Source organism: Ruegeria sp. BE10, assembly GCF_056538905.1.
Genome location: NZ_JBQFTX010000001.1, coordinates 836,667 through 859,185 on the forward strand (window position 1 = coordinate 836,667; position 22,519 = coordinate 859,185).

At 58.8% G+C, this 22,519-nt stretch carries 27 protein-coding genes, 1 other RNA gene and 1 pseudogene; 13 read left to right on the plus strand and 16 right to left on the minus strand.

Annotation, left to right across the window (positions count from 1 at the left end; genetic code table 11):
- Positions 1-60 precede the first annotated feature (60 nt).
- Entirely contained in the window at positions 61-876 is an 816-nt protein-coding gene (locus tag ACR0M2_RS04150; RefSeq protein ID WP_480704105.1) for a TIGR00282 family metallophosphoesterase, read from the minus strand.
- A gap of 89 nt (positions 877-965) precedes the next feature.
- Here ACR0M2_RS04150 and ACR0M2_RS04155 point away from each other — a divergent pair, with 89 nt between their 5' ends.
- Complete coding sequence (locus ACR0M2_RS04155; RefSeq protein WP_480704106.1) at positions 966-1,199, plus strand: putative hemolysin; 234 nt, start codon at positions 966-968, stop codon at positions 1,197-1,199.
- Between the two features lie 11 nt (positions 1,200-1,210).
- Here the strand turns inward: ACR0M2_RS04155 and ACR0M2_RS04160 are convergent, their stop codons facing one another.
- Positions 1,211-1,768, minus strand: coding sequence for a 5-formyltetrahydrofolate cyclo-ligase (locus ACR0M2_RS04160; protein ID WP_480704107.1), 558 nt, complete (start codon positions 1,766-1,768; stop codon positions 1,211-1,213).
- Positions 1,765-3,159, minus strand: a complete 1,395-nt coding sequence (gene mgtE, locus ACR0M2_RS04165) for a magnesium transporter (RefSeq protein WP_170360390.1) — start codon at positions 3,157-3,159, stop codon at positions 1,765-1,767. The genes ACR0M2_RS04160 and mgtE overlap by 4 nt, the downstream gene beginning before the upstream one ends.
- A 140-nt stretch (positions 3,160-3,299) precedes the next feature.
- Here mgtE and guaD point away from each other — a divergent pair, with 140 nt between their 5' ends.
- A complete protein-coding gene (gene guaD / locus ACR0M2_RS04170) occupies positions 3,300-4,589 on the plus strand; it encodes a guanine deaminase (RefSeq protein WP_480704108.1) in 1,290 nt (429 codons plus the stop codon).
- On the opposite strand, the gene ACR0M2_RS04175 is transcribed toward guaD, so the two are convergent.
- From ACR0M2_RS04175 to ACR0M2_RS04185, 3 genes are all read right to left on the minus strand, one after another.
- A complete protein-coding gene (locus tag ACR0M2_RS04175) occupies positions 4,586-5,920 on the minus strand; it encodes an 8-oxoguanine deaminase (RefSeq protein WP_170577345.1) in 1,335 nt (444 codons plus the stop codon). The two genes, guaD and ACR0M2_RS04175, sit on opposite strands and share 4 nt — an antisense overlap.
- Before the next feature lie 114 nt (positions 5,921-6,034).
- Positions 6,035-6,826, minus strand: a complete 792-nt coding sequence (hisN, locus tag ACR0M2_RS04180; protein WP_480704109.1) for a histidinol-phosphatase — start codon at positions 6,824-6,826, stop codon at positions 6,035-6,037.
- Positions 6,827-6,872: 46 nt separating this feature from the next.
- Positions 6,873-7,244 (minus strand): helix-turn-helix domain-containing protein, encoded by a 372-nt coding sequence (locus tag ACR0M2_RS04185; protein ID WP_170347955.1) that lies wholly within the window; start codon positions 7,242-7,244, stop codon positions 6,873-6,875.
- A gap of 338 nt (positions 7,245-7,582) precedes the next feature.
- Here ACR0M2_RS04185 and ACR0M2_RS04190 point away from each other — a divergent pair, with 338 nt between their 5' ends.
- Positions 7,583-8,539, plus strand: coding sequence for an NADPH:quinone oxidoreductase family protein (locus tag ACR0M2_RS04190; protein ID WP_170395561.1), 957 nt, complete (start codon positions 7,583-7,585; stop codon positions 8,537-8,539).
- On the opposite strand, the gene ACR0M2_RS04195 is transcribed toward ACR0M2_RS04190, so the two are convergent.
- Entirely contained in the window at positions 8,536-9,417 is an 882-nt protein-coding gene (locus ACR0M2_RS04195) for a LysR family transcriptional regulator (protein ID WP_170347953.1), read from the minus strand. The two genes, ACR0M2_RS04190 and ACR0M2_RS04195, sit on opposite strands and share 4 nt — an antisense overlap.
- A 127-nt stretch (positions 9,418-9,544) precedes the next feature.
- Here ACR0M2_RS04195 and ACR0M2_RS04200 point away from each other — a divergent pair, with 127 nt between their 5' ends.
- On the plus strand, positions 9,545-9,754 hold the full coding sequence (locus ACR0M2_RS04200; RefSeq protein WP_170347952.1) for a DUF1127 domain-containing protein: 210 nt from the start codon (positions 9,545-9,547) through the stop codon (positions 9,752-9,754).
- A gap of 182 nt (positions 9,755-9,936) precedes the next feature.
- Entirely contained in the window at positions 9,937-10,716 is a 780-nt protein-coding gene (locus ACR0M2_RS04205; RefSeq protein WP_170347951.1) for a Bax inhibitor-1/YccA family protein, read from the plus strand.
- 167 nt (positions 10,717-10,883) lie between these two features.
- On the opposite strand, the gene ACR0M2_RS04210 is transcribed toward ACR0M2_RS04205, so the two are convergent.
- On the minus strand, positions 10,884-11,390 hold the full coding sequence (locus ACR0M2_RS04210; protein ID WP_170347950.1) for a hypothetical protein: 507 nt from the start codon (positions 11,388-11,390) through the stop codon (positions 10,884-10,886).
- 207 nt (positions 11,391-11,597) lie between these two features.
- Positions 11,598-11,765 carry a 50S ribosomal protein L33 gene (gene rpmG / locus ACR0M2_RS04215; RefSeq protein WP_037309480.1) on the minus strand — a complete coding sequence of 56 codons (168 nt, stop codon included), beginning with the start codon at positions 11,763-11,765 and terminating at the stop codon, positions 11,598-11,600.
- Between the two features lie 281 nt (positions 11,766-12,046).
- On the opposite strand from rpmG, the gene ACR0M2_RS04220 reads away from it, so the two are divergent.
- From ACR0M2_RS04220 to ACR0M2_RS04230, 3 genes are all read left to right on the plus strand, one after another.
- Positions 12,047-12,682 carry a DUF1326 domain-containing protein gene (locus tag ACR0M2_RS04220; RefSeq protein WP_170516522.1) on the plus strand — a complete coding sequence of 212 codons (636 nt, stop codon included), beginning with the start codon at positions 12,047-12,049 and terminating at the stop codon, positions 12,680-12,682.
- Between the two features lie 11 nt (positions 12,683-12,693).
- On the plus strand, positions 12,694-13,515 hold the full coding sequence (locus ACR0M2_RS04225) for a DUF2182 domain-containing protein (RefSeq protein WP_480704110.1): 822 nt from the start codon (positions 12,694-12,696) through the stop codon (positions 13,513-13,515).
- An 85-nt stretch (positions 13,516-13,600) separates the two neighbouring features.
- The gene (locus ACR0M2_RS04230) at positions 13,601-13,933 is read left to right on the plus strand and encodes a GYD domain-containing protein (RefSeq protein WP_170347947.1); all 333 of its coding nucleotides are present in this window, start codon (positions 13,601-13,603) and stop codon (positions 13,931-13,933) included.
- A gap of 9 nt (positions 13,934-13,942) precedes the next feature.
- Here ACR0M2_RS04230 and rnpB read toward each other — a convergent pair.
- The 5 genes from rnpB to gatC form a co-directional block, all read right to left on the minus strand.
- An RNA gene (gene rnpB, locus ACR0M2_RS04235) (RNase P RNA component class A) lies at positions 13,943-14,358 on the minus strand.
- Between the two features lie 44 nt (positions 14,359-14,402).
- Complete coding sequence (locus ACR0M2_RS04240; protein WP_480704111.1) at positions 14,403-15,104, minus strand: N-acetylmuramoyl-L-alanine amidase; 702 nt, start codon at positions 15,102-15,104, stop codon at positions 14,403-14,405.
- Positions 15,061-15,774 carry a hypothetical protein gene (locus ACR0M2_RS04245; RefSeq protein ID WP_480704112.1) on the minus strand — a complete coding sequence of 238 codons (714 nt, stop codon included), beginning with the start codon at positions 15,772-15,774 and terminating at the stop codon, positions 15,061-15,063. The genes ACR0M2_RS04240 and ACR0M2_RS04245 overlap by 44 nt, the downstream gene beginning before the upstream one ends.
- Before the next feature lie 40 nt (positions 15,775-15,814).
- Positions 15,815-17,302, minus strand: a complete 1,488-nt coding sequence (gene gatA / locus ACR0M2_RS04250) for an Asp-tRNA(Asn)/Glu-tRNA(Gln) amidotransferase subunit GatA (RefSeq protein ID WP_480704113.1) — start codon at positions 17,300-17,302, stop codon at positions 15,815-15,817.
- Between the two features lie 3 nt (positions 17,303-17,305).
- Entirely contained in the window at positions 17,306-17,593 is a 288-nt protein-coding gene (gene gatC, locus ACR0M2_RS04255) for an Asp-tRNA(Asn)/Glu-tRNA(Gln) amidotransferase subunit GatC (RefSeq protein ID WP_058280141.1), read from the minus strand.
- Between the two features lie 228 nt (positions 17,594-17,821).
- Here gatC and ACR0M2_RS04260 point away from each other — a divergent pair, with 228 nt between their 5' ends.
- Both ACR0M2_RS04260 and ACR0M2_RS04265 read left to right on the plus strand, forming a co-directional pair.
- Positions 17,822-17,980 (plus strand): hypothetical protein, encoded by a 159-nt coding sequence (locus tag ACR0M2_RS04260; RefSeq protein WP_170360410.1) that lies wholly within the window; start codon positions 17,822-17,824, stop codon positions 17,978-17,980.
- Between the two features lie 149 nt (positions 17,981-18,129).
- On the plus strand, positions 18,130-18,693 hold the full coding sequence (locus ACR0M2_RS04265; RefSeq protein ID WP_480646070.1) for a DUF4202 domain-containing protein: 564 nt from the start codon (positions 18,130-18,132) through the stop codon (positions 18,691-18,693).
- Here ACR0M2_RS04265 and ACR0M2_RS04270 read toward each other — a convergent pair.
- Complete coding sequence (locus tag ACR0M2_RS04270; RefSeq protein ID WP_480704114.1) at positions 18,684-19,340, minus strand: ceramidase domain-containing protein; 657 nt, start codon at positions 19,338-19,340, stop codon at positions 18,684-18,686. The genes ACR0M2_RS04265 and ACR0M2_RS04270 overlap by 10 nt on opposite strands.
- Positions 19,341-19,400: 60 nt before the next feature.
- Between ACR0M2_RS04270 and ACR0M2_RS04275 the strand changes: the two genes are divergently transcribed.
- Positions 19,401-20,093 (plus strand): metal-dependent hydrolase, encoded by a 693-nt coding sequence (locus tag ACR0M2_RS04275; RefSeq protein WP_170516530.1) that lies wholly within the window; start codon positions 19,401-19,403, stop codon positions 20,091-20,093.
- On the opposite strand, the gene ACR0M2_RS04280 is transcribed toward ACR0M2_RS04275, so the two are convergent.
- On the minus strand, positions 20,083-20,544 hold the full coding sequence (locus ACR0M2_RS04280; RefSeq protein ID WP_170347939.1) for a nucleoside deaminase: 462 nt from the start codon (positions 20,542-20,544) through the stop codon (positions 20,083-20,085). The genes ACR0M2_RS04275 and ACR0M2_RS04280 overlap by 11 nt on opposite strands.
- A gap of 61 nt (positions 20,545-20,605) precedes the next feature.
- Here ACR0M2_RS04280 and ACR0M2_RS04285 point away from each other — a divergent pair.
- Both ACR0M2_RS04285 and ACR0M2_RS04290 read left to right on the plus strand, forming a co-directional pair.
- Positions 20,606-21,412, plus strand: a pseudogene (locus ACR0M2_RS04285) (pseudouridine synthase); the annotation flags it as partial.
- A gap of 177 nt (positions 21,413-21,589) precedes the next feature.
- A complete protein-coding gene (locus ACR0M2_RS04290; RefSeq protein ID WP_170347937.1) occupies positions 21,590-22,504 on the plus strand; it encodes a 5-bromo-4-chloroindolyl phosphate hydrolysis family protein in 915 nt (304 codons plus the stop codon).
- The last annotated feature ends 15 nt before the right edge of the window (positions 22,505-22,519 follow it).

A 22,519-nucleotide genomic window follows, 5' to 3' on the forward strand; every position in this document is an offset into this window, starting at 1 on the left:
CTTGCGCGCCCGGCAGCCAGTTTCACGCATTGCGCGCGGCAGGGCAAGCCTGACATCGCCTTATTGCGGCCCGGCCTGCTGCAAACGCCCACCGACGCGCACCATTTGCACAGATTTTGCCCGTCCGTCGCGGTCATCGGTTTCAACGAACACACCGCTTAGCGTTGCTTCGCCATTGGCCGGGGTGAACCGCGCCTTGGGCATGCCGGTGATAAAGCGGCGCATCGGCTCGACCTTGTCCATCCCGATCACTGAGTCATAGTCGCCACACATCCCCGCATCGGTCAGATACGCCGTGCCACCCGGCAGGATCTGTGCATCCGCAGTTGGAACATGCGTATGAGTGCCGACCACAAGGCCTGCACGTTTGTCACAATAATGGCCCATCGCCATCTTCTCAGACGTGGCCTCGCAATGCATATCGACGATGATCGCCTGGGCCTGCCCGCCACGCGGGTGGGACTTCAGAATGGGCTCAACCGCCGAGAACGGATCGTCAAAGGGTCGTTTCATAAAGACCTGCCCCAGAACCTGCACCACCAGAACCTTGCGCCCGCCCGGCGCGGTGTACAGCCGATGCCCCCGCCCCGGCGCACCCTTCGCAAAATTCACCGGGCGCACGATACGCGGTTCGCTCTCGATGAATTGCAGCATATCTTTCTGATCGAACGCGTGATCGCCCAGCGTTAGACAGTCCGCGCCCGCGTCCAGTAGCAGCTTGGCATGATCGCCGGTCAGACCCATCCCGTTCGAGGCATTCTCGCCATTGACCACAACGAAATCCAGCCGCCATTCGTCGCGCAAACGCGGCAAATGTTGCTGAATGGCCGTGCGTCCCGCACGGCCCATGACGTCACCCAGAAAAAGTATCCTCATCCAACCTGTCCTAAGTGTGGTAATGACCAAGCACAAGTGATTAAGCTGCCTGCATAATCTGCCAAAGCCTTTAAAGCAGGAGAATCTTGATGACTCGCATCCTTTCGGCCGTTGCTGGCCTATTCGCACTTGCCGCCTGCGACGAAACCCCAGCAACCGATTCCACCACGCAACTGGCGAACCCCGCGGCGACCTATTGCATCGACAGCGGCGCACAGTACGAGATACGCGACGATGACAACGGCCAAACCGGCGTTTGCATTCTGCCGGATGGGCGCGAGGTGGATGCTTGGGAGTTCTTCCGTGAGAACCACCCGAGCTAAGGCGATCAGCCCTAGAACGTCAGAACCCGGCTCTCGGTAATCACCATATCCAGCGGCTGATCCGTGGGCTCCAACGGCAGCTCTTTGGCCTCTTGCGCGTCAAAGGCAAAGCCAATGGCCAGTGTCGGGCGCTTGGCGCGCAAACCCTGCAACGTGCGGTCGTAAAAACCGCCGCCATAGCCCAGCCGCCCGCCCAGCGCATCGAAAGCAACCAATGGGACGATCAGAATTTCGGGGTCGAAGTAATCGTCGACCTCGGGCACCTTGGCCCCAAATGGGCCCTCCTTCAGCGTGCCTTCAGGCGTCCAGCGCGAAAACTTTAGTGGCTGACCGGCAGCCTGAATGACCGGCACACCAACCGGACCATAGGCCGATGCTTCTGCCATCGCCGCCACTGGATCAATCTCGGTACGGATCGGCATATAACCGGACAGAGGTACGCCACGATGTCCGGCCAGAACCTCGGACAAGCGTCCCGCAGCACCGGGCAGGCGGGTGTCAAAAGCAACCTTGCGGCGTACAAAAGCCGCCTTGCGCGCAACGGCTTTGATTTCGGTCAGATCGGTCACAGTAGCACCACGCTGGCAAGCCCCAGGAACAGGAAGAACCCCATGACATCCGTTGTGGTCGTCACGAAGGTGCCGGAGGCAAGCGCCGGGTCAGCGCCCAATCGGTCCAGCACCACAGGTACTACCGTACCGACGAACCCAGCGATGATCATGTTCACGACCAAGGCAGCGCCGATCACGACACCCAGCATTGCAGAATCGAACCACATCATCCCCACGGTTCCCAAAACGATGGCGAAACACAGGCCGTTCAGCATCCCCACCAGCAGTTCCCGCCGGATCACGCGCAATACGTTCGAACCCGTAAGGTCGCGCGTCGCCAAAGCCCGCACTGCAACTGTCAGCGATTGAGTGCCCGCATTGCCGCCCATCGACGCCACGATCGGCATCAGAATGGCCAGCGCCACCAACTGATCAATCGCCGCCTCGAACTGGGAAATCACCAGCGAGGCGCAAATCGCCGTACACAGGTTCACCGCCAGCCAAGGCAGACGCCGCTTACTGGTCGCTGCAACGCTGTCGGACAGCGAACTTTCGTTGCTGACACCCGCAAGGTGCAGCATGTCCTCTTCGTATTCCTCATCCAGAACAACCATCGCGTCGTCGATGGTGATCACACCGACCAGCCGCCCGTCTGCATCGACCACGGGCGACGAGATCAGGTGATACTGGTTGAACGCATATGCCACGTCCTCTTCGTCCTGATCGACAGGAATAGTGTGGAACTCTTCTTCGGCGATGTCGTGCAGCGGCACCTCACGCCGAGCGGCCATCAGCTTGCCCAGCATGACCTGCGCTACCGGCTTCAACCGGGGATCGACCAAAACAACGTGATAGAACTGTTCCGGCAGGTCGTCATTGGCCCGCATGAAGTCGATGGCCTGCCCAACGGTCCAATGTTCGGGGGCCATGACAACCTCGCGCTGCATAAGGCGGCCGGCCGAGTTTTCGGGGTAGGACAGCGCCTGCTCGGCCGCGATCCGTTCGGAATCCTCCAGCGCGTCAAGGATGGCCTCTTGCTGCGGTTCTTCGAGGTCTTCCAGAAGGTCGACAACATCGTCGCTTTCCATGTCCCGTACAGCGTCGGCCAGAACGTCCGGGCGCAGAACCTCGATAACCTCTTCACGAACGGCCTCATCCAGTTCCGACAGGATATCCCCGTCGAATTCTTTGTCGTACAGACGGATCAGTTGGGCGCGTTCCTGAGGGCTGATCTGTTCCAGAAGGTCGGCGATGTCCGCAGCGTGCAGCGGATCCATCAGCTCGATCAGTTTGTCGCGATCATCCACTTCTACCGCGTACAGGATATCCGCCACAGTCTTGCGATCCAGCGCATAGACGTCTTCGTCACTTGTGGACTCGGTTACGGGTTCATCAAAGCCTGTTGTCATGTCTGCCCCCGTTTCGCGCGCTCATTGCCCCCTAATTAGAAGAAGCAGCTACCGGAAAACAATGACAATGCGCCGATTTACCGGCAAGTTTCGCCCGCCTATGCTGTTTCACAGTCCTATTCAGGCGGAGATGGATGAAAATGGCGCAAAAAACGCTGCTGAAAGGTCGTGTTCTGAGCTTTACGGGTTCCCCTTTTGAAGGAGAACCGACCGAGGCCGTGATAATCAGCGGGGCCGTTCTGGTTGAAGACGACCGAATATCCGCTGTTGGGGATGCCGAAAACCTGCGCACCAACAACCCCGAGGCCAACGTGGTGGATCACGGCCAGAACGTGATCATGGCAGGTTTCGTCGATGCGCATGTCCACTATCCCCAAACAGCGATGATCGCCAGTTGGGGCAAACGTCTGATCGACTGGTTGAACACCTATACCTTCCCCGAAGAGATGAAGTTCGGTGATCCGGCCTATGCCGGTGAAATAGCCAATCGCTATCTTGACCTGACAGCTGCGCACGGCACCACGACCATGTGCAGTTTCTGCACCATTCACCCCGAAAGCGTTGATGCATTTTTTACCGCCGCGCAAAAGCGCAACCAACGGGTTGTGGCAGGCAAAACCTGCATGGATCGCAATGCGCCCGAAGGTCTGAGGGATACAGCACAAACGGGTTATGATCAGTCTCAGGCGCTGCTTGAGAATTGGCACGGGGTCGACCGCCTGTCTTATGCCATCACCCCGCGTTTTTCGCCCACGTCCACGCCGGAACAACTGGAAGCCATGGGCGCGCTCTGGGCCGATTACCCGCATTGCCTGATGCAAACCCACCTGAGCGAACAAACCGATGAGATCGCCTGGGTCCGCGAGCTATTCCCCGAGGCACGCGATTATTTGGATACCTATGAAAAATTTGGCCTATTAGGGTCGAACGGCCTGTATGGCCACGTTATCCATCTTGAGGCACGCGAACGCGATCGCCTGCGCGACGTCGACGCGGCGCTAATCCACTGCCCGACCTCGAACACATTCATCGGCTCTGGCTTGTTCGATATGGCGGGGTTGATGCGTGACGGCCATCGCGTCGGTTTGGCGACGGATACCGGCGGCGGGTCCAGTTTTTCGATGCTGCGAACGATGGCAGCAGCTTATGAAATCGGACAACTGCGCGGGGCGCCGCTGCACGCCGCGCAACTTTTGTGGCTAAGCACGGTTGGCTCAGCACGTACGCTAAGGATGGACGATTGCATCGGCAACGTTGCACCGGGGATGGAAGCTGATCTGATCGTGCTCGACCTCGCCTCGACCCCCGCCATTGCCCAGCGCGAAGCCTGCGCCGAGAACCTGTGGGAGGCCATCTTTCCCACCATCATGATGGGCGACGACCGGGCGATCACAGAGGTCTGGATCGCCGGTCAACGCGTTTCCAACTAGACTTGCAGGGCGCGGGCCAGCTGGTTCTGCCGCTCGATCACGCGGGGCATGTCCAAACTGGTGACATGCCCGTCACGCACGATCTGGCGGCCCTCAACGAACAGGTGCTTGACCTTCACTGGCCCGGCCAACAGCAGAGCCGCCGGGTCCCAACTGCCGGCGCTTTCGATACAGCTTGTGTCCCAAATCGCGATGTCAGCGCGTTTTCCGGGCTCCAGACGTCCGCAATCAGGACGGTTCAGCACATCTGCACCACCGCGTGTCGCAATCTCTAGCACTTCGCGCGACGACATGGCATCCGCGCCGTTGGCTACCCGTTGCAACAGCATGGCCTGACGCGCCTCGAGGATCAGGTTGCCGCTGTCATTGCTGGCTGAACCATCCACACCCAGACCAACAGGCACGCCGTGATCCCGCATCTCGCGCACCGGCGCGATTCCCGAACCCAGCCGGCAATTGGAACAGGGGCAATGCGCGACGCCGGTTTGTGTTTTGGCGAACAGGTCTATTTCCACCCCATCCAGTTTGACGCAATGGGCGTGCCAGACGTCCGTGCCGGTCCAGCCCAAATCCTCGGCATATTGGCCCGGACGGCAGCCAAATTGGGCCTGCGAATAGGCGATGTCCTCGTCATTTTCCGCCAGATGAGTATGCAGCATAACGCCCTTGTCCCGCGCCAGAATCGCCGCATTGCGCATCAGGTCGCGGCTGACAGAAAATGGCGAACACGGCGCAAGCCCGACCCGGCACATTGCGCCTTCGGACGGGTCATGAAACGCGTCGACCACACGGATCATGTCGCCCAGAATCGCTTGCTCTTTTTCGACCAAGGCGTCGGGCGGCAGACCTCCGTCGCTTTCCCCGATACTCATTGCACCGCGCGTCGGATGGAATCGCATTCCGATCTCGGCGGCGGCAGCAATCGTGTCATCCAGCCGGGCACCGTTGGGGTACAGGTAAAGGTGGTCGGAACTGAGTGTACACCCTGACAGCGCCAGCTCGGCCAACCCGATCTGGGCCGAGATAAACATTTCTTCGGGCCCAAAGCGGGACCAGATGGGATACAGCGTCTTAAGCCAACCAAACAACAGCGCATCCTGCCCACCGGGCACCGCACGGGTAAGGCTTTGGTAGAGGTGGTGATGGGTATTCACCAGACCCGGCGTGACGACACATCCTGTGGCGTCATGCACCTCTCCGGTTGTTTGCAGTCCGTGGCCGATCTGGTCGATTTGTCCACCGCGGATCAGGATATCCGCGCCGGAAAGCTCGCGGCGTGTGTCATCCATCGTCAGGATGGTGTCTGCGTTCTTGATCAGGATTTCGGTCATGTCGCCCTCCTTGCATCCGCCCGTTTCGTGCAAGAAGGTAAGGGCTGGCGGAAAACGGGCATAAGAACCAGCCGGGCAGAGATTACCTGACCAGCCTTAAACCGACAACCTGTTTCAGTAGTTGCGCAGAAGCTTTAGCGCCGCCGCATGTAATTCCGCATTTGCCGCAGCCAATACCCGTCCGCCCTCATGGGCTGGACCACCTTGCCAATCTGTCACGATACCACCTGCGGCCTCGATCACCGCAATGGGGGCTTGAACATCATAAGCATTCAGGCCCGCTTCGATCACCAGATCGACCTGCCCCGCCGCCAGCAAAGCGTAAGCGTAGCAATCCATGCCATACCGGGTCAGTTGCACCTGTTGGGCCACAGCCTTGAACCCGGCGCGTTCTTCAGGGGTGCCGACCTCGGGGAAGGTCGTGAACAGAATGGCCTGATCCAGGCTGGAGGTTTTGCGAGTTTTCAGCGGCATAGTTCCGGTCGGCCCAGTCGCCTGTGCAACATCCGCTGATCCAAGGAAACGTTCGCCGATATAGGGCTGATCAATGACGCCCAAGAACGGACCGTTCTGGTTGCTCAGCGCGATCAGCACGCCCCATGTCGGTGTGCCGCTGATAAAACCGCGGGTGCCATCGATCGGGTCCAACACCCACGTCCGGCCGGAACTGCCCTGCGTCTGGCCGAACTCCTCGCCGAAAATGCTGTCATCGGGGCGGTGCTTGGCCAGAACCTCGCGCATGGCCTTTTCCGCGTTCCGATCCGCGACCGTGACCGGATCAAAACCGTCGACCAGCTTGTTCGAAGTCTCAATATTTGATTGCCTAAAAAACGGAAGAATGGCCGAACGCGCCGCGTCGGCCATTTCTTCAGCTACATCCAGATCACTTAAAGTTGTCTCTTGCATGCGCTACCCGTGCGGATCACACGTGCCAGAGTCAACCCCGGTTCTCTCAGGCGACGTCGCTCAGGACGCGGGCAAGTTCGAACAAGCGGCGGCGCTGGTTTTCCGGAATCGCATAGTAAGAGCGCACCAGATCCAGAGCTTCCTTGTCCCCCATCAGATCGGCCGGAACCGATTTTTTGCCGGCTGTTTCCTTTTCAGATTCTTCCAAACCTTCAAAGAAAAAGCTGACGGGAACATCCAATGCCTCGGCAATGTCCCAAAGGCGCGACGCGCTGATCCGGTTGGCCCCGGTCTCGTATTTCTGAATCTGTTGAAACTTAATACCAACCTGCTGCGCCAACTGCTGTTGGGTCATGCCAATCAGCCAGCGGCGATGCCTGACGCGTTTGCCCACATGGACATCGACGTGATGGGTCATTGGTATTCTCCTCTTAACTACACACACAACTAATTCGGGTGTGCGACATGCATGTACTACCGCAACACTAGCGAGCCGCCCTTAACCACTCCCTAATCAGGAACATGCCCCCCAAATCAGCACCTGGGTCAATATTGCTCTTTTTGGGCTTTTTTTCAAGAAGGTTGAATCTGTTTCGCCATGCACAGGACTAAGGTTGTGCCCTTTCGATCCCGCACACGCAGTTACCGTAGGCAAGCCTGAGACGTCATCCACACAGTCCTTTCCGCCCCGCCGGGTAAGCGATTGACATTCCCCGGTCAGCACGAACCTATGCGCCAAACCACAGGAGCCCGACCATGCTGGCCTACAGAATTTCATCCACGGACGCCGCCGCCCAGCTTTGCGACATTGACGTGCCGCCCCCACAAGAAGGCCAGGTCCGTGTCGCGATCAAGGCATGCGGTCTGAACTTTGCCGATCTGCTGATGCAGAAGGGAACGTACCAGGACACGCCGCCCGCGCCGTTCACTCAAGGAATGGAAATCGCCGGCGTGGTCGAAACAACAGGTCCCGGCGTTTCGCATCTGAGCGCCGGTGATCGCATTGCGATCTATTCAGGTCAGGGCGGTCTGGCGGAATTCGGGGTGTTTGACGCTGAACGCGCAATTCCCCTGCCCGATTCGGTCAGCTTTGAGGACGCCGCCGCGATTCAGATCGCTTATGGCACCAGTCACATCGCCCTGGATCACCGCGCCCAATTACAACCCGGAGAAACCCTGCTGGTCACTGGCGCGGCTGGCGGCGTTGGGCTGACCGCCGTCGAGATCGGCAAGCTGATGGGGGCAACCGTAATTGCGCAGGCGCGCGGCGCAGACAAACTGGCGGTCGCTCAGGCAGCGGGGGCGGATCACCTGATTGATGCGTCCGAGGATTTACGCGCGCGTGTCAAGGAACTGGGCGGAGCGGACGTGGTGTATGACGCCGTTGGCGGCGACGTGTTCAAAGCCGCCTTTCGCGCCACCAACCCCGAAGGCCGCCTGCTGCCTATCGGTTTTGCAGGCGGAGATGTGCCGCAGATTCCCGCCAATCATCTGCTGGTCAAGAACCTGACGGTGATCGGCTTTTACATCGGTGGTTATCTTACCTTTCGGCCGCAGATCGTTCAGGACAGTTTTGACACGTTGTTTCGGTGGTGTGCCGAAGGGCGGATCAAGCCGCATATCAGCCACGTGCTACCCCTGTCGGACACCGAGAAAGGCCTGCAATTGTTGCGCGACCGCGCGGCAACCGGCAAGGTCGTGATTACGCCCTAACCGACCACAGCCTTCAGGGGCGCACTGCCGAGCATGCGGAAATTCTGTCGAACCAAAGCTGCAAGTGCCTCAACCAACGGCCCGCGTCCGGTATCGCCTCCGTACAGGTTGATCATATGTTCGGGCAGCTCAGGCAATACACCGCCATCATCGATTTGAACCAAATGCGCAGCCTCGGTTCCGTCGAGCATGGCGTGGACGGCCAAGTCAGCGGCGACGGTCGCCTCGATGGTGCGATCATTTTCGGTTTCAACCGATAGCTCCCACGGGATGCCAGCCTCATCCAATGCCGCGATGACCTGTGGCCGGAACATGCAGCGACGGCCAAGCGCTATTGGGATCGGCCGCTTGCGCCACGCCGACCCACCCGGCGCCCCGATCCAGCGCAACGGCAATTCGGCGATGATTTCGCCCCCCTCGCCCGCACTTGCCTCAGTTGTGAGGATCAAATCGCATTCGCCGCGTTTGAACATTTCCTTCAACTGCATCGTGTACGAAGAAATCAACTGCACCCGCACCCGCGGGAAATCCACGTTGAACCGCTGCAGGACACGCGGAATAGCCGGGTAAACGATGTCATGCGGCACACCCAGAACGACCTCACCCTCAAAGGCTTGGTCAGTGAGTTTCGAGATCACCTCATCGTTCAACGCAATCATCCGGCGGGCATAAGCCAACAGTTGTTCTCCGGACGCTGTCAGCGCGATGGTTCGGCCACTGCGATCCAGTAGTTCCAGTCCCAGCAGCTCTTCCAGACGCTTCAACTGCATTGAAACGGCTGATTGCGTCAGGTGCAGGAACCCGGCGGCACGTGTCACTCCACCCTGATCCGCCACCGCCACAAACGATCGCAATGTCGTAATGTCCAAATTCCGCATGTTCACGAATCCTTATGCATCACTTCAAAAACATTCATTTTTAAAATGTCTCATAATGCGCCATATAAATCAAGGAACTTGATGAGAAACCAAAAACTCATCGAGGATCAATGAAAGGACATATATTATGACCCAAATTGCAATTCACAGACCTTGCCCGCCCCGTCGTCGTTTTGGCCTGACCATGTTGTTGGATGCGTTCTCGCTGCGTCGCCAGCGTTGCACGCTTGCCAGATTGGATGCACGAGCACTAGAAGATATCGGAATCACCCGCGAACAGGCCGATGCCGAAGCCGCTCGCCCCTTCTGGGATGCACCGGAATTCTGGCAAAAATGACCCTGACACTCATGTTTTCCTACTGAATGGCGGCCCGCTGACGCAGGTCGCCATTTTGTTGCATGTTTTAACCGGTTTCCCACTCTAAACTCTTGAAACACGGCCCGCAGTTGCCGATATTTGCTGGGAACGGGGTCCGGGTTTCGGACCGCGAAAAGAATTATGTGAAGGGAGACCCTTTAATGGCACAATTTGACACGATCCGGACGGCTGCCGGTACGCGCGCTGCCCAGATTGACGAAGGCCTGCGCGCCCATATGAACAAAGTCTATGGCACGATGTCCGTGGGCATGCTGATCACGGCGCTCGCCGCATGGGCGATTGCCGGTCTTGCTGTGACGTCTGATCCGACCAACGCAGTGGCCCAGATCGGCGCTGACCGTTACCTGACCAGCCTGGGTGGGGCACTATTCATGTCACCGCTGAAATGGGTTGTAATCTTTTCACCGCTGGCCTTCCTGATCTTTGGCTGGGGTGCGCTTATGCGGCGCGGGTCGGCTGCAGCCGTACAGCTGGGCTTCTTCGTCTTCGCCGCCGTAATGGGCGTGTCGATGAGCTCGGTGTTCATGATCTACACCCCCTACTCGATCGCACAGACGTTCATCGTGACCTCGATTGCCTTTGCTGGCCTGAGCCTCTTTGGCTACACCACCAAGCGCAACTTGAGCGGCATGGGCACGTTCTTGATGATGGGCTTGATCGGCCTGCTGGTGGCGATGGTCATCAACATCTTCCTGCAATCGCCTGCAATGATGTTCGCAATCTCGGCCATTGGTGTATTGATCTTTGCTGGTCTGACCGCGTTCTACACCCAAGACATCAAGAACACCTACATTGCGCACGCAACCCATGGTGATCAGGAGTGGCTGAACAAAGCCGCGATTGACGGCGCGCTGAGCCTGTACATCTCGTTCCTGAACATGTTCCAGTTCCTGCTGATGTTCATGGGGCAGCAAGAATAACGCGCTTCAACACTGCACCAATTAAACAGGGCGGGTCCAAAACGACCCGCCCTTTTCTTTTGCCTATTTAGCCGTTTCACAGCCCGGTTGACACCTCGACCGGTGCCCCAAAAAGACAAAGGCCCCGCTCAAATGGCGAGGCCTAGGAAGATAGAATGAACGGGGTCTTAGCTGCAGTTCAGCGGCACCGCAAAACCCGAGCTGCTGTCGGAAGAGCCCTTGCGGTAAACGTCACCCGCAGGCAGACAGCCGGTAAACTGTTCCGCGTTGCGACCAAAGTTGGCACCGATCTGATTATCGACGCGCGTGCTGTTGTTCGGGGTGCGCAGAACACCATAGAGGGTGCCGTTCACATTGACGGTGCTGAGGAACAGATTGGTGTCCTGCCCGGTCAGAACCACCGAGTCCGTATCGCTGCGCCCACCATTTTCAATTGCAACTCGGGCAACTTTCTCTGCCTCAGTCTCATCCGTCGTGACGGCCACGGCAGGCAGAACAGCCAGTTCAGCCGGCACATTCGTTGCAGGCGGAAGGATGCCCACTGCACCGGGTACATCCGAAAGCGAGCGCGGTTCACCATCGATACCCGTGAATCCGATGCCTTCGCGGTTATAGGGATCTTCACAGGCCGCTAGGGCCAGAATGATCGTAGAGGAAAACAAGATTTTTTTCATGACGGCCAACATTTTGGAACGAGTTGTTGAAGCGTATGAGTAAGACGTCAAAAAAAGCAACCCGTCGACGATCCGATTGCCCCAATCGCTGATGCTTCGTTGCAACGGCGCGAAGTGCCACAAGCCCGACCCCAGTGGGTCATGCGCAAAGAAAAAGGGTCCTGCCGCGGCAGAACCCTTTAAAAACTGTCCAAGCTGGACGGCAGATTACTTAATCTTGCCTTCCTTATACTCGACATGCTTCCGAACGACCGGATCGTATTTACGAATGGTCATTTTCTCGGTCATGGTGCGCGCGTTTTTCTTGGTCACGTAGAAGTGGCCCGTGCCCGCGGTCGAGTTCAGACGGATCTTGATTGTCGTCGGCTTCGCCATGGTTATCTCCTGCGTCCGGAAAGGCAGGGGCCTTTCGGTTGAATTCCTATGAGCGTGCGCTTTTACTCGGTCGCGCAGCCGAGTCAACCAGATTCCGCGCACAACGCGCACAATTCCTGCTGTCGCACCCTGCCCCGGTTTGGCGCGATCACGGTTCTGTGATAAGGTCCCGCCGTTCTATCCCACAAAGAAGCCGACGACAGGCTCGTATTTCGAAACGGCAGCAACAGGCGAAACCCTCTGCGAGCAGAGGTTTTAAGCATGTTTTTTGGGGGGCTATCATGACGGAATGGAAACTTCAGGGTGAAGAATTGGCCAATTGCAACTGCAACTTTGGATGCCCGTGCCAGTTCAGCGTTCTTCCAAGCCATGGCAATTGCGAGGCTGTTGTCGTGTTCGATATCGAATCCGGGAACTATGGCGACACCGATCTGGCCGGGGTGCGCGCGGCTGGCGTGTACCACTGGCCCGGCCCCATTCACGAGGGCAATGGCCAAATGCAGCTGATCATTGACGAAGCCGCCAGCGCCGACCAGCGCGCCGCTATTGAGGCCATCATGAAAGGTGAAGACACCGACGAAATGGCGACCATGTGGTACGTATACAGCGCCATGGCCCCGACAAAACATGAGACTTTGTATGCCCCGATCGAATTGAAGTGGGACCGGGATGAGCGTGCTGGATACGCCAAAGTTTCGGGTATCTTCGATGTAGAGGTCAGCCCGATCCCGCATATCGTCTCGGGCATGCCGCATCGTGCCTCGATACAATTGCCCAACGGGTTCGAGTATCGCCACGCCGAGGCAGCCTCGGGGACCGCCAAGACAACAGGCGGCGCGATCAGCCTAACCTTTGACGCGACACACGCGCATTTGGCGCATCTCAACATCTCAGGCCACGGAGTCCTCGGCGCATAGCGGAGGCTAACATGAGCACGTCCCCTCCCCGTCCCGGAGTCGTAGATCGGGTGCTGCGGCGCGACAGCGGCATCGTTGTGTTCTGCGTTCTGCTGATCATTCTGGGCGCGTCCTGGTACACGATTGCGGGCATCGGTATGAACATGTCCGCCATCGACATGACCCGAATGGCTGGCCCGATTGGCGAGCCGATGAGTATGGCGACAGAAACACGCTGGACACCGATCTACGCCGTTCTGATTTTCCTGATGTGGTGGGTCATGATGATTGCCATGATGACCCCCAGCGCTGCCCCCACCGTTCTGTTGTATACGGCGATCAAACGAATGGGGCCGGACAAGTTGCGGGCGTCGCGTCTCAGCCTGCTTTTTTTGACGGGCTATCTGGTTGCCTGGGCGGTGTTCAGCATCATTGCAACCGGGGCGCAATGGGCGATGGAAAGCGTCGGACTGTCCGATGGGCCGATGATGACGATCCATTCAAAATTTTTTGCAGGATGCGTGCTGACCGCTGCCGGTTTGTACCAGTTGTCCAGCCTGAAAAACGCCTGTTTGCGCCACTGCCGCAGCCCCGCCCAATTCCTGGCCGACCACAACAGGCCCGGTGCCTATGGCGCGTTTCGTACCGGCGCGCTGCATGGTGCGTTTTGCCTGGGATGTTGCTGGGCGTTGATGTTGCTGCTGTTCGTGGGCGGAGTGATGAACCTTTATTGGATTGTGGGCATTGCCGTTTATGTCGCGTTGGAAAAGCTGATGCCGCGGGTGCGGTGGTTCGTTCCGCTCACTGGTGTTGCGTTGATCGTCGTGGGCGTTTGGCTGATCGCAATCTCATAGATCGCGACAGGCTGAAACGTTCATAAGGGCTGAAGGACCGGCCAAATTTCGGGTTCTGCATTAACTTTTTTGACAGGAGGTAGTCATGCCTATTTTTATCACCTACGCGTCCTATTCGCCGGAAGGCGTTAAGGGAATGCTCAAGAAACCCGTGGACCGTTCGGGCGCGGTCAGGGCATTGCTGAAAAAAGCCGGCGGTAAGCTGGTGGCGTTTTACATGACCTCTGGCGACAATGACGTGGTGGTTGTCAGCGAATTGCCGGAAAGCACGGATGCAGTTGCTATAGGCATGGCCGTTGCAGCATCAGGCGCGGTGTCAAAAGTTGAAACCGTGCGCGCATGGAAGGCAAAGGACTTTGTCGCTGTGACCAAAAAAGCCGCAAAACTGACCGGGGCCTACAAGGCGCCGGGCCGTTAATCGGGATCTACGCGCGGAGGGCCTGTAAGCCGGATCTTGTTCCAGGGTTACCCCCTTCGATGACCATTCCTCTAGGCCGTGCATTGCTGCGCGGCTCAAGCTGCCAACCCGGTCCCTCTCGGCCAAGACGCGCTTAGCGGCGGTATCGGCTGACGCCGACCGGCCCGCGCGAGGACCCTATTTGGCATTGCTCCCGGTGGGGCTTGCCGTGCCGCCGCTGTTGCCAGCGGCGCGGTGGGCTCTTACCCCACCGTTTCACCCTTACCGCGTATTGCCTGAGGCGAACCTCTGCAATGGTGCGGCGGTCTGATTTCTGTGGCGCTTTCCGTCGGGTTGCCCCGCCCGGGCGTTACCCGGCACCGTTGTCTTGTGGAGTCCGGACTTTCCTCTCGGGCATACGCCCCAGCGGCCATCCGTCCCTCCGCGCGGGGTGTGGGTATGCTTTGGGTACGGCGGCGTCAAGTGCCGATCAGGTTTTCTTGATCAAGGGTATAAGGTCAGCTGGTTCCAACGGGCCGTCACCCCATGGACGATATCTGAGGCGTACCGCGGCCAGAAGCGTGTCATGGTCCGTCTCCGCCGAGTAACCTGCTGCGCGCGCCAACGCATTGAACGTATTTAAAGGGGTTTTGCCAGGGTCGTGTTGAGAGCGCTTTCCGGCAAGGGCCATGTGTTCCAGTCGCTGCCAAGGGAAGCGCGGACCGGGATCGGACTTACGGCCCGGTGCCATGTCGGAATGGCCAATTACATGTTCAGGGGGGATAGCCCACCGGTTCATGATCTGGTGTAACAGGGTTTCCAAAACGTCCAACTGCAGCTCGGAAAAAGGGTGCGCGCCGGTGTTGTCCAGTTCAATTCCGATCGAACGGGAATTGATATCGCTCTGGCCATGCCACTCACCCGCCCCGGCATGCCAGGCCCGATCCTCCTCGCGCACCATCTGCCAGAGTGTACCATCCCCACCGATCAGGTAATGCGCGGATACTTCATGGGCAGGGTCGCACAGCCGGTGCAGCGCCTCGGTTGCGCTGTCCATCGCGGTATAGTGCAGCACGATCAGCGACGGGGTCAGCCCATCCCTGCGTTCGCCAAAGTTAGGGGACGGGTGCCAGTTAGGCGTCAGTGGCTCAGTTATTGACGGCACTGCGGAACGGGCTGGGGTCCCAGCCACAGGCATAACCATCGCCATCCGGGTCAAGTCCCTTGCGGTCGCGTTGCGGTCCACCGTTGGACAGGAACTCAATCTGAGCTTGATCCGGGGATGGAAAGCGGGCGCAATTGCGCTGCGCCTTGGCTTGCAGGTTCAGACCTGCACGGCTGTATAGCTGGGTCCCGACTGGGTTCGATGTGTTCAGCGCGTATTGCACGATATTGGGCTGACCATCCGTTCCACGTTCCGGAACGGCGGTGGGCGCGACCACCTCATAGGTCTGGCGGTTCTGTTCGATCAATGCGGCGTCGGATTCGATGGTGCGACGGTCAGAGACCGCTCCAAAATCCTGCTCATCGGAAATCGCGTTGCTGATGGGGTCTTCGACGGGCGACGGTGCCGGAGTGATCGCGCCTTGTCCTGAGGTGCCAGCCAGCGCAGCCGCGGTCGCCGAAGCGATGTCGGCATTTTCGCCGGTTGGCAACGGGGCTACTGTGCCAGGCGCGCCCAGCTGCTGTTCTGACACGTCTGGAGGGCCAAGCAGCGGGTTACCAGTATATCCCTGCCCCACCAACTGCGCCTCTCGCTGTGCCTGATAGGTGGGGGTGTTGAAATCCGTGCCACCTATCGGGGCCACCGTATTACAGGCGGCCACGAACCCGATTGCGGGGATCAGAAGCGTAAAGCGCATCCAGCTGCTCCGTATTGCGTTGTCTTGCCTGACTTGAGGATTACCACCATTTGCCAGGCTTGGCCACAAACCCGGCGGCGTTTTCCAGCGCATAGGCCGTGTTGAGCAGATCGCCCTCTTCCCACGGGCGACCAATCAGCTGCAGACCCAGCGGCAGGCCCTGTTTGTCCAGACCGGCAGGCACAGAGATGCCCGGCAGACCGGCCAGGTTCACTGTCACCGTAAAGACGTCGTTCAGATACATCTGAACCGGGTCCGCCTCGGTCATTTCACCCAGGCCGAAAGCGGCCGACGGCGTTGCCGGGGTCAGGATCGCGTCGACACCTGCGGCAAAGACATCTTCGAAGTCTTTCTTGATCAGGGTGCGGACGCGACGCGCGCGATTGTAGTAAGCGTCGTAGAAACCTGCGGACAGCACATATGTACCGACCATGACGCGGCGCTGCACTTCGTGACCAAACCCTTCGGCGCGGGTCTTTTCGTACATCTCGGTGATGCCGTCGCCCTGCGCCAACTGCGCGCGGCGGCCATAGCGGACACCGTCATAGCGCGCGAGGTTCGACGAGGCCTCAGCCGGTGCGATCACGTAGTACGCAGGCAGCGCGTATTTGGTGTGCGGCAGCGAGATATCGACGATCTCGGCCCCTGCCGCTTTCAGCATTTCGGCCCCTTCAGACCACAGCTTTTCGATCTCGGCGGGCATGCCATCCATGCGGTACTCTTTTGGGATACCGATTTTCTTGCCTTTGATGTCACCCGTCAGCATCGCCTCGAAATTCGGAACGGCCAATTCGGCGCTTGTCGAATCCTTGGCGTCGTGACCGCACATGGTTTCCAACATGATCGCCGCATCACGTACGTTCTTGGTCATCGGACCGGCCTGATCCAGCGAGGATGCAAAGGCCACGATACCCCAGCGCGAACAACGACCATAAGTCGGCTTGATACCGGTGATGCCAACAAAGGCGGCAGGCTGACGAATCGAGCCGCCTGTATCGGTGCCTGTTGCGGCCAGGCACAGGTCGGCTGCAACAGCCGAAGCGGACCCACCCGACGAGCCACCTGGTGTCAGCTGCGCGTCATCATTACCACGGCGCCAGGGGCTTACCGCGTTGCCATAAACCGAGGTTTCGTTGGACGAACCCATGGCGAATTCGTCCATGTTCAGCTTGCCCAGCATCACGGTACCCGCATCGGCCAGTTGCTGCGACACGGTGGATTCGTATTCAGGCTTGAAGCCATCCAGAATCTTTGACGCGGCCTGCGAAGGCACGCCCTTGGTGCAGAACAGGTCCTTGATACCAATCGGTAGACCACACATTGACGGCGCGTCGCCACCCTTGATCCGCTCATCCGCCGCTTTGGCGCGTTCCAACGCAATCTCGGGCGTTTTATGGACAAAAGCGTTCAGCGCGTCCGCGTCATCAATAGCCTTAAGGCAGGATTCGGTCAGCTCGACCGAGGTCACATCACCCTTACGCAGCGCGTCGCGGGCCTCGGCCAGGCCAAGTTTGTTCAGATCGCTCATGTCTTACTCCACCACTTTGGGGACTGCGAAAAAGCCTTCGCGTGCGTCGGGGGCATTGGCCAGAACCTTGGCCTGCTGATTGCCGTCGGTGACCACATCCTCGCGACGTTTAAGGCGCATCGGCTCGACCGAGACCATCGGCTCGACGCCTTCGACATCGACCTCATTCAGTTGCTCGATGAACCCAAGGATTGTGTTGAACTCGGATGCCAGCGCGGGCAGCGCGTCATCCTCAACCTTGATCCGGGCCAGTTTGGCCACCTTGGCGGCGGTGCTTTGGTCAATCGACATCGGAAAACCTCATATGCGTTAGGGGGCATTTACCCGTCTGATGCCCGGGTCGCAAGTCCGCCGAAGAGCGGATGTGACCCTGTTTCCGTCGTGGGCGCGTCCAGCCATTCAAAACTGAATAACCAGTATACGCAAAAGTAAACCAATTAGTTCAGTTTTCGCCTTGAAAAAGTGAACCAAACTGTTCACCTCATGATCCATGGCACAGCCAGAAACCGGAGAAAGAAAATGAAAACCTTCATTACCGCAGCCCTTTTGACCGCAACCATTCTGAGCACCCCCGCCATGGCCTTCGGCCCTACGACGCAAACCCTGATCCCCGACGTCTCGTTCCCGACCCCCTCGCCCGAGACGGTGACACAGGATAGCGCCAAAGTCGGCAAATAAGGTGCCTTTTGCCGCCGGGCCAGAATCCCCCCGACTGGCCCGGCCAGGGTGCAATTGACTGCTGCATCCGATGAAACCAACCGCTACGATGGTGCGAACTAACCGGTCGGATTGCATCGTAAATCCGGCAAAACCCAACGGAGCGGAAGATGAGCGCACGCAAGCAAGCGGTTCTGGACGCAATAGATGCGGCCAACAGGCAAGACCCCACAATCGAAGATGGCCAACCCGCTGCCCTGCTATACGGCCAGAGGATGAGCGCCGAGTTGGACCGGCTGTTTCCAGACGCGTCGGACCCATTGCAGATCGCGGCACGCGGTCAGCATGTGGAACGCTGGAAGCTGGCTCGTAGCGAATACCCCGAAGGCCGAACCGGATACCTGACCTGGCGCAAGGCACAGGCTGAACATCACGCCGAGATTGTCATGGGGCTGATGGAGCAAGCTGGATACAGCAAAGACGAGGCCGAATCCGCCGGTCGCATGCTGCGCAAACAGGGCATCAAGCGCGATGACGAGGTTCAGGCGCTAGAAGACGTCATCTGTTTCGTTTTCCTCAAGTGGTATTTCGCGCCTTTCGCGGAAAAACACTCGGCCGAGAAAATTCAACGCATTGTGGAGAAAACCGCGCGCAAGATGTCAGGCGACGGACGGACGCGGGTGCTGTCCGAATTTAACCTCCCGGAACATCTGGCCGCCGCGTTTCAGGTCTGAGACACGCGCGCCAGATGCCTACGATAGACCTCGATCATCCATCCCAGCATGGTGGCGTTCAGGATGTGCCACATGAAATGCGTGCCCAGCGGCACCTGCGCACAAATGGGGTCATCGAGCGCCCGAAATGCAATCGAGACGATAAGGATCACCGCCCCGATGGCCAGTCCCTGCGCTGTATCCGGCGCCCGATTGCGCAGCAGGAATGCATAAATCAGGATCAGCAGCGGAACCGGAGCGTAAGCCGCTGATCCGCCCAGTCCCGGAACAAGTTGGAACACGGGCACGGTCAGCGCCGCGTAAGGTATGAACAGGGCCGTCAAGATTGCCGCGATCATCGGTCTAAACCGCCAGACATCCCGGTTGATGGCAAAGGTATAGACCAGAATGTACAGCAGGATCGGCACGACATCCGCCATGGCCGCCCAGGTCTGCGCATGGGTATGGAACAGAAAACTGCCAACACCGATGGTGGCCAGAATGACTACAAGCGCCATTGCCAGCGGCATCCCCCGCCCCTGAACGCGCCGCCACATAACAAACGCCGCGATCAGAAACGCCGCGTTTGTCACAGCGTTGATCGGCTCGGCCCAATAGGCGGGCGACAGACGCTCACAATAGCCGTCAATTTCCTGAAACCAGTCCATGCACTTTTACATAGCCGATGCTAGGTTGATGCCAACAGTATGATCAGGAGGATTTTTTCAATGAATATCATCTGGCTGGGCCACGGCAGTTTCCGTATTGAAACCGGCGGGCAGGTGCTGTTGATCGACCCGTGGCTGACCGGTAACCCGGTGTTGTCCGAGGACCACCATGACAATGCGCTGGATGGTGCGACGCACATTCTGCTGACGCACACACATTTCGATCACGTCGCAGACGTGGTGTCGCTGGCCAAGCATCTGAAGGTTCCCGTGGTCGGCCAATACGACCTGATGGGGTATTGGAGCGAGACCGAAGGGCTGGAAACCGTCGGCTTCAACAAAGGCGGCACAGTGGATTTGAACGGGGTCAAGGTATCCATGGTGCCTGCCTCGCACAGCTCGACCTTTTCAACGCCGGACGGCCTGCGGACCGGAGGCAGCGAGGTCGGCTTCATGATCGCCTCGGAAGATCACATGCTTTACGTGTCAGGGGACACCGACATCATGGCGGATATGGAGTGGATGGGCGATTACTACAAACCCGACATCGGCATCCTGTCAGCAGGCGGACATTTCACCATGGACATGAAGGGCACGGCCTATGCGGCCAGACGGTATTTCAACTTCAAGACGGTGATTCCCTGTCACTACAAAACTTTCCCAATTCTGGAACAGTCTGCTCAGGCGCTGATTGATGGGTTGCCGGGGGTGGACGTGATCGAACCTGAGTTGATGAAACCTATCACTCTTTAATATCACGGCGTGCAGCGAAGAAGGCTCTCAGAAGATCGGCGGCTTCTTGGGCTGCGATGCCGTCGTAAATCTCGGGGACATGGTGCGCCTGTGTGTGGGTGAAAACCCGCGCGCCATGGGCCACACCGCCAGATTTCGGATCGGCAGCCCCATAATAAATGCGCCGGATACGCGCCGCGGCCAAAGCTGCCGCGCACATGGCGCAGGGTTCCAGCGTGACGTAAAGGTCATGATCCGGCAGCCGTTCAGACCCGGCCTCGGCACAGGCTGTGCGCAGGGCCAGAATCTCGGCATGGGCAGTGGGGTCGTTCATTTCGCGTGTTCGGTTGCCCGCCGCAGCCACGATCCGGCCGTCAGGCGCGACAATTACAGCCCCAACCGGAACCTCTCCGCGATCTGCCGCAGCGCGCGCCTCGACCAACGCCTTATCCATATGTGATTTGAACGTCATGCCTCTGACTGCATCAGAAACCTGTCTTTCGCAAGCGGGCGGGATGCGCTATGGGCTGCGGATGACAAAAACCCCTCCTCCCGGCGACCGGATCGCCAAAGTGCTGGCCCGCGCGGGCGTTGCCTCGCGCCGTGAAGCGGAACGCATGATCGAAGCTGGCCGCGTGGCAGTGAATGGCAAGCTTATTGATAGCCCAGCCCTAAACGTGACCGCCAAAGACAAGATCGTCGTCGACGGCAAACCTGTGTCGGAACCTGAACCCTCGCGTCTGTGGCTGTATCACAAGCCGTCCGGTCTGGTGACAACGACCCGCGACGAAAAAGGCCGCGCCACCATTTTCGACAACCTGCCCGAGGACATGCCCCGCGTCATGAGCGTGGGGCGGCTGGACCTGAATTCCGAAGGGTTGCTGCTGCTGACCAATGACGGCGGCATCAAACGCAAGCTTGAGCTGCCTTCGACCGGTTGGCTGCGCAAATACCGCGTTCGTGTGAATGGCCGCCCCAAGGACGAAGACTTTGCACCGCTGCGCAGGGGGCTTGTGATCGACGGAGAACGCTTTCTGCCGATGGACGTGTCTCTGGACCGCCAGCAAGGCGCAAACGCATGGCTGACCATCGGCCTGCGCGAAGGCAAGAACCGTGAGATTCGCCGCGCAATGGAGGATATCGGCTATGCCGTGAACCGCCTGCTACGGGTATCTTACGGACCGTTCCAGCTGGGCAGTCTGAAACCCGGCGAGGTTGAAGAGATCCGCCGCCGCGTTATGCGCGACCAACTGGGGCTGGACGCTGAGCCCGAAACCAAACCCAAACGCCCTGCTCGTCCGCAACGAAAACGACCGCCGGTCGGCAAGAAATCTCGCAAGTGACGCGGGTTTAGCAACCTTCCCCCTAGCGCCAAGCCCACGTATCGCCTAAATTTTCCGTAAGTTATTCCACGGGGGAACGCCATGTCAGGGACCGGAGTGCAAAAACTGGCCTATGCGGCCCTTCTTGTGCTGATGTTTGGTGTTTGCACCGGCGTGCTGGGGGGCCTGTAGCGCATGGCTAAGCGGTATGGCGGAAATTTCAGCCCCGAAGGCGGCAGCTCTGACGACGACCAACCGCAGCGCGGGCAATTTCATGGCGCGCGTGTCGAACCGGCGGGCGCACGGGCCAATATCCTGTTTCTGCCTGCCATTCCTCTGGTGTTTCTGTCGCTAAACGACGGTGCAGTCGGGATGACGATCGGGCTGATCGCCGCTGGCCTGCTGACCGCCGCTGCCTTTCTGTTGCGCGAAGGGTTGCGCGCCGAGGCCGAATTTAACACACGTCGCACCGCGCGACGCCCGGCCTTTCCACGCAAGATTTTCGCTAGCGTGTTGACCGGTATTGGTGTCGCTGTGGCCGCGTACCGGACGGAATACCTGGATGCCGAAACTGCTGCTCAGGCCAGCCTGCTGGCCCCGATCCTGTTCGGGGTGGTAGCAACGGTCCTGCATTCCCTGTCCTTCGGTCTGGACCCGATGAAAGACAAGGGCATGGAAGGGATCGATACCTTTCAGCAAGACCGCGTGGCCCGTGTGGTTGAAGATGCCGAAACCCATCTGACAGAGATGACCGATGCCATCAAACGTGCGGGCGACCGCCGGATCGAGGCGCGCGTCGAACGGTTTCAGGACACCGCCCGCGATCTGTTTCGCACGGTCGAAGAAGACCCGCGCGATTTGGCCGGTGCCCGCAAATACCTGACTGTCTACCTGCAGGGTGCCCGTGATGCGACCGTGAAGTTTGCCGATGTCTATGCCCGCACGCGGGATGCGCAGGCATTGGCTGACTATTCGTCCCTGCTGGACGATCTGGAACAGAATTTCGCGGCCCGCACCCGCAAGATGCTATTGGATGACCGCAGTGATCTGACGGTTGAAATTGACGTGTTGCGCGAACGGCTGCAGCGCGAAGGCGTCCGGTTGGACTAACCGGCCCATTTTTTG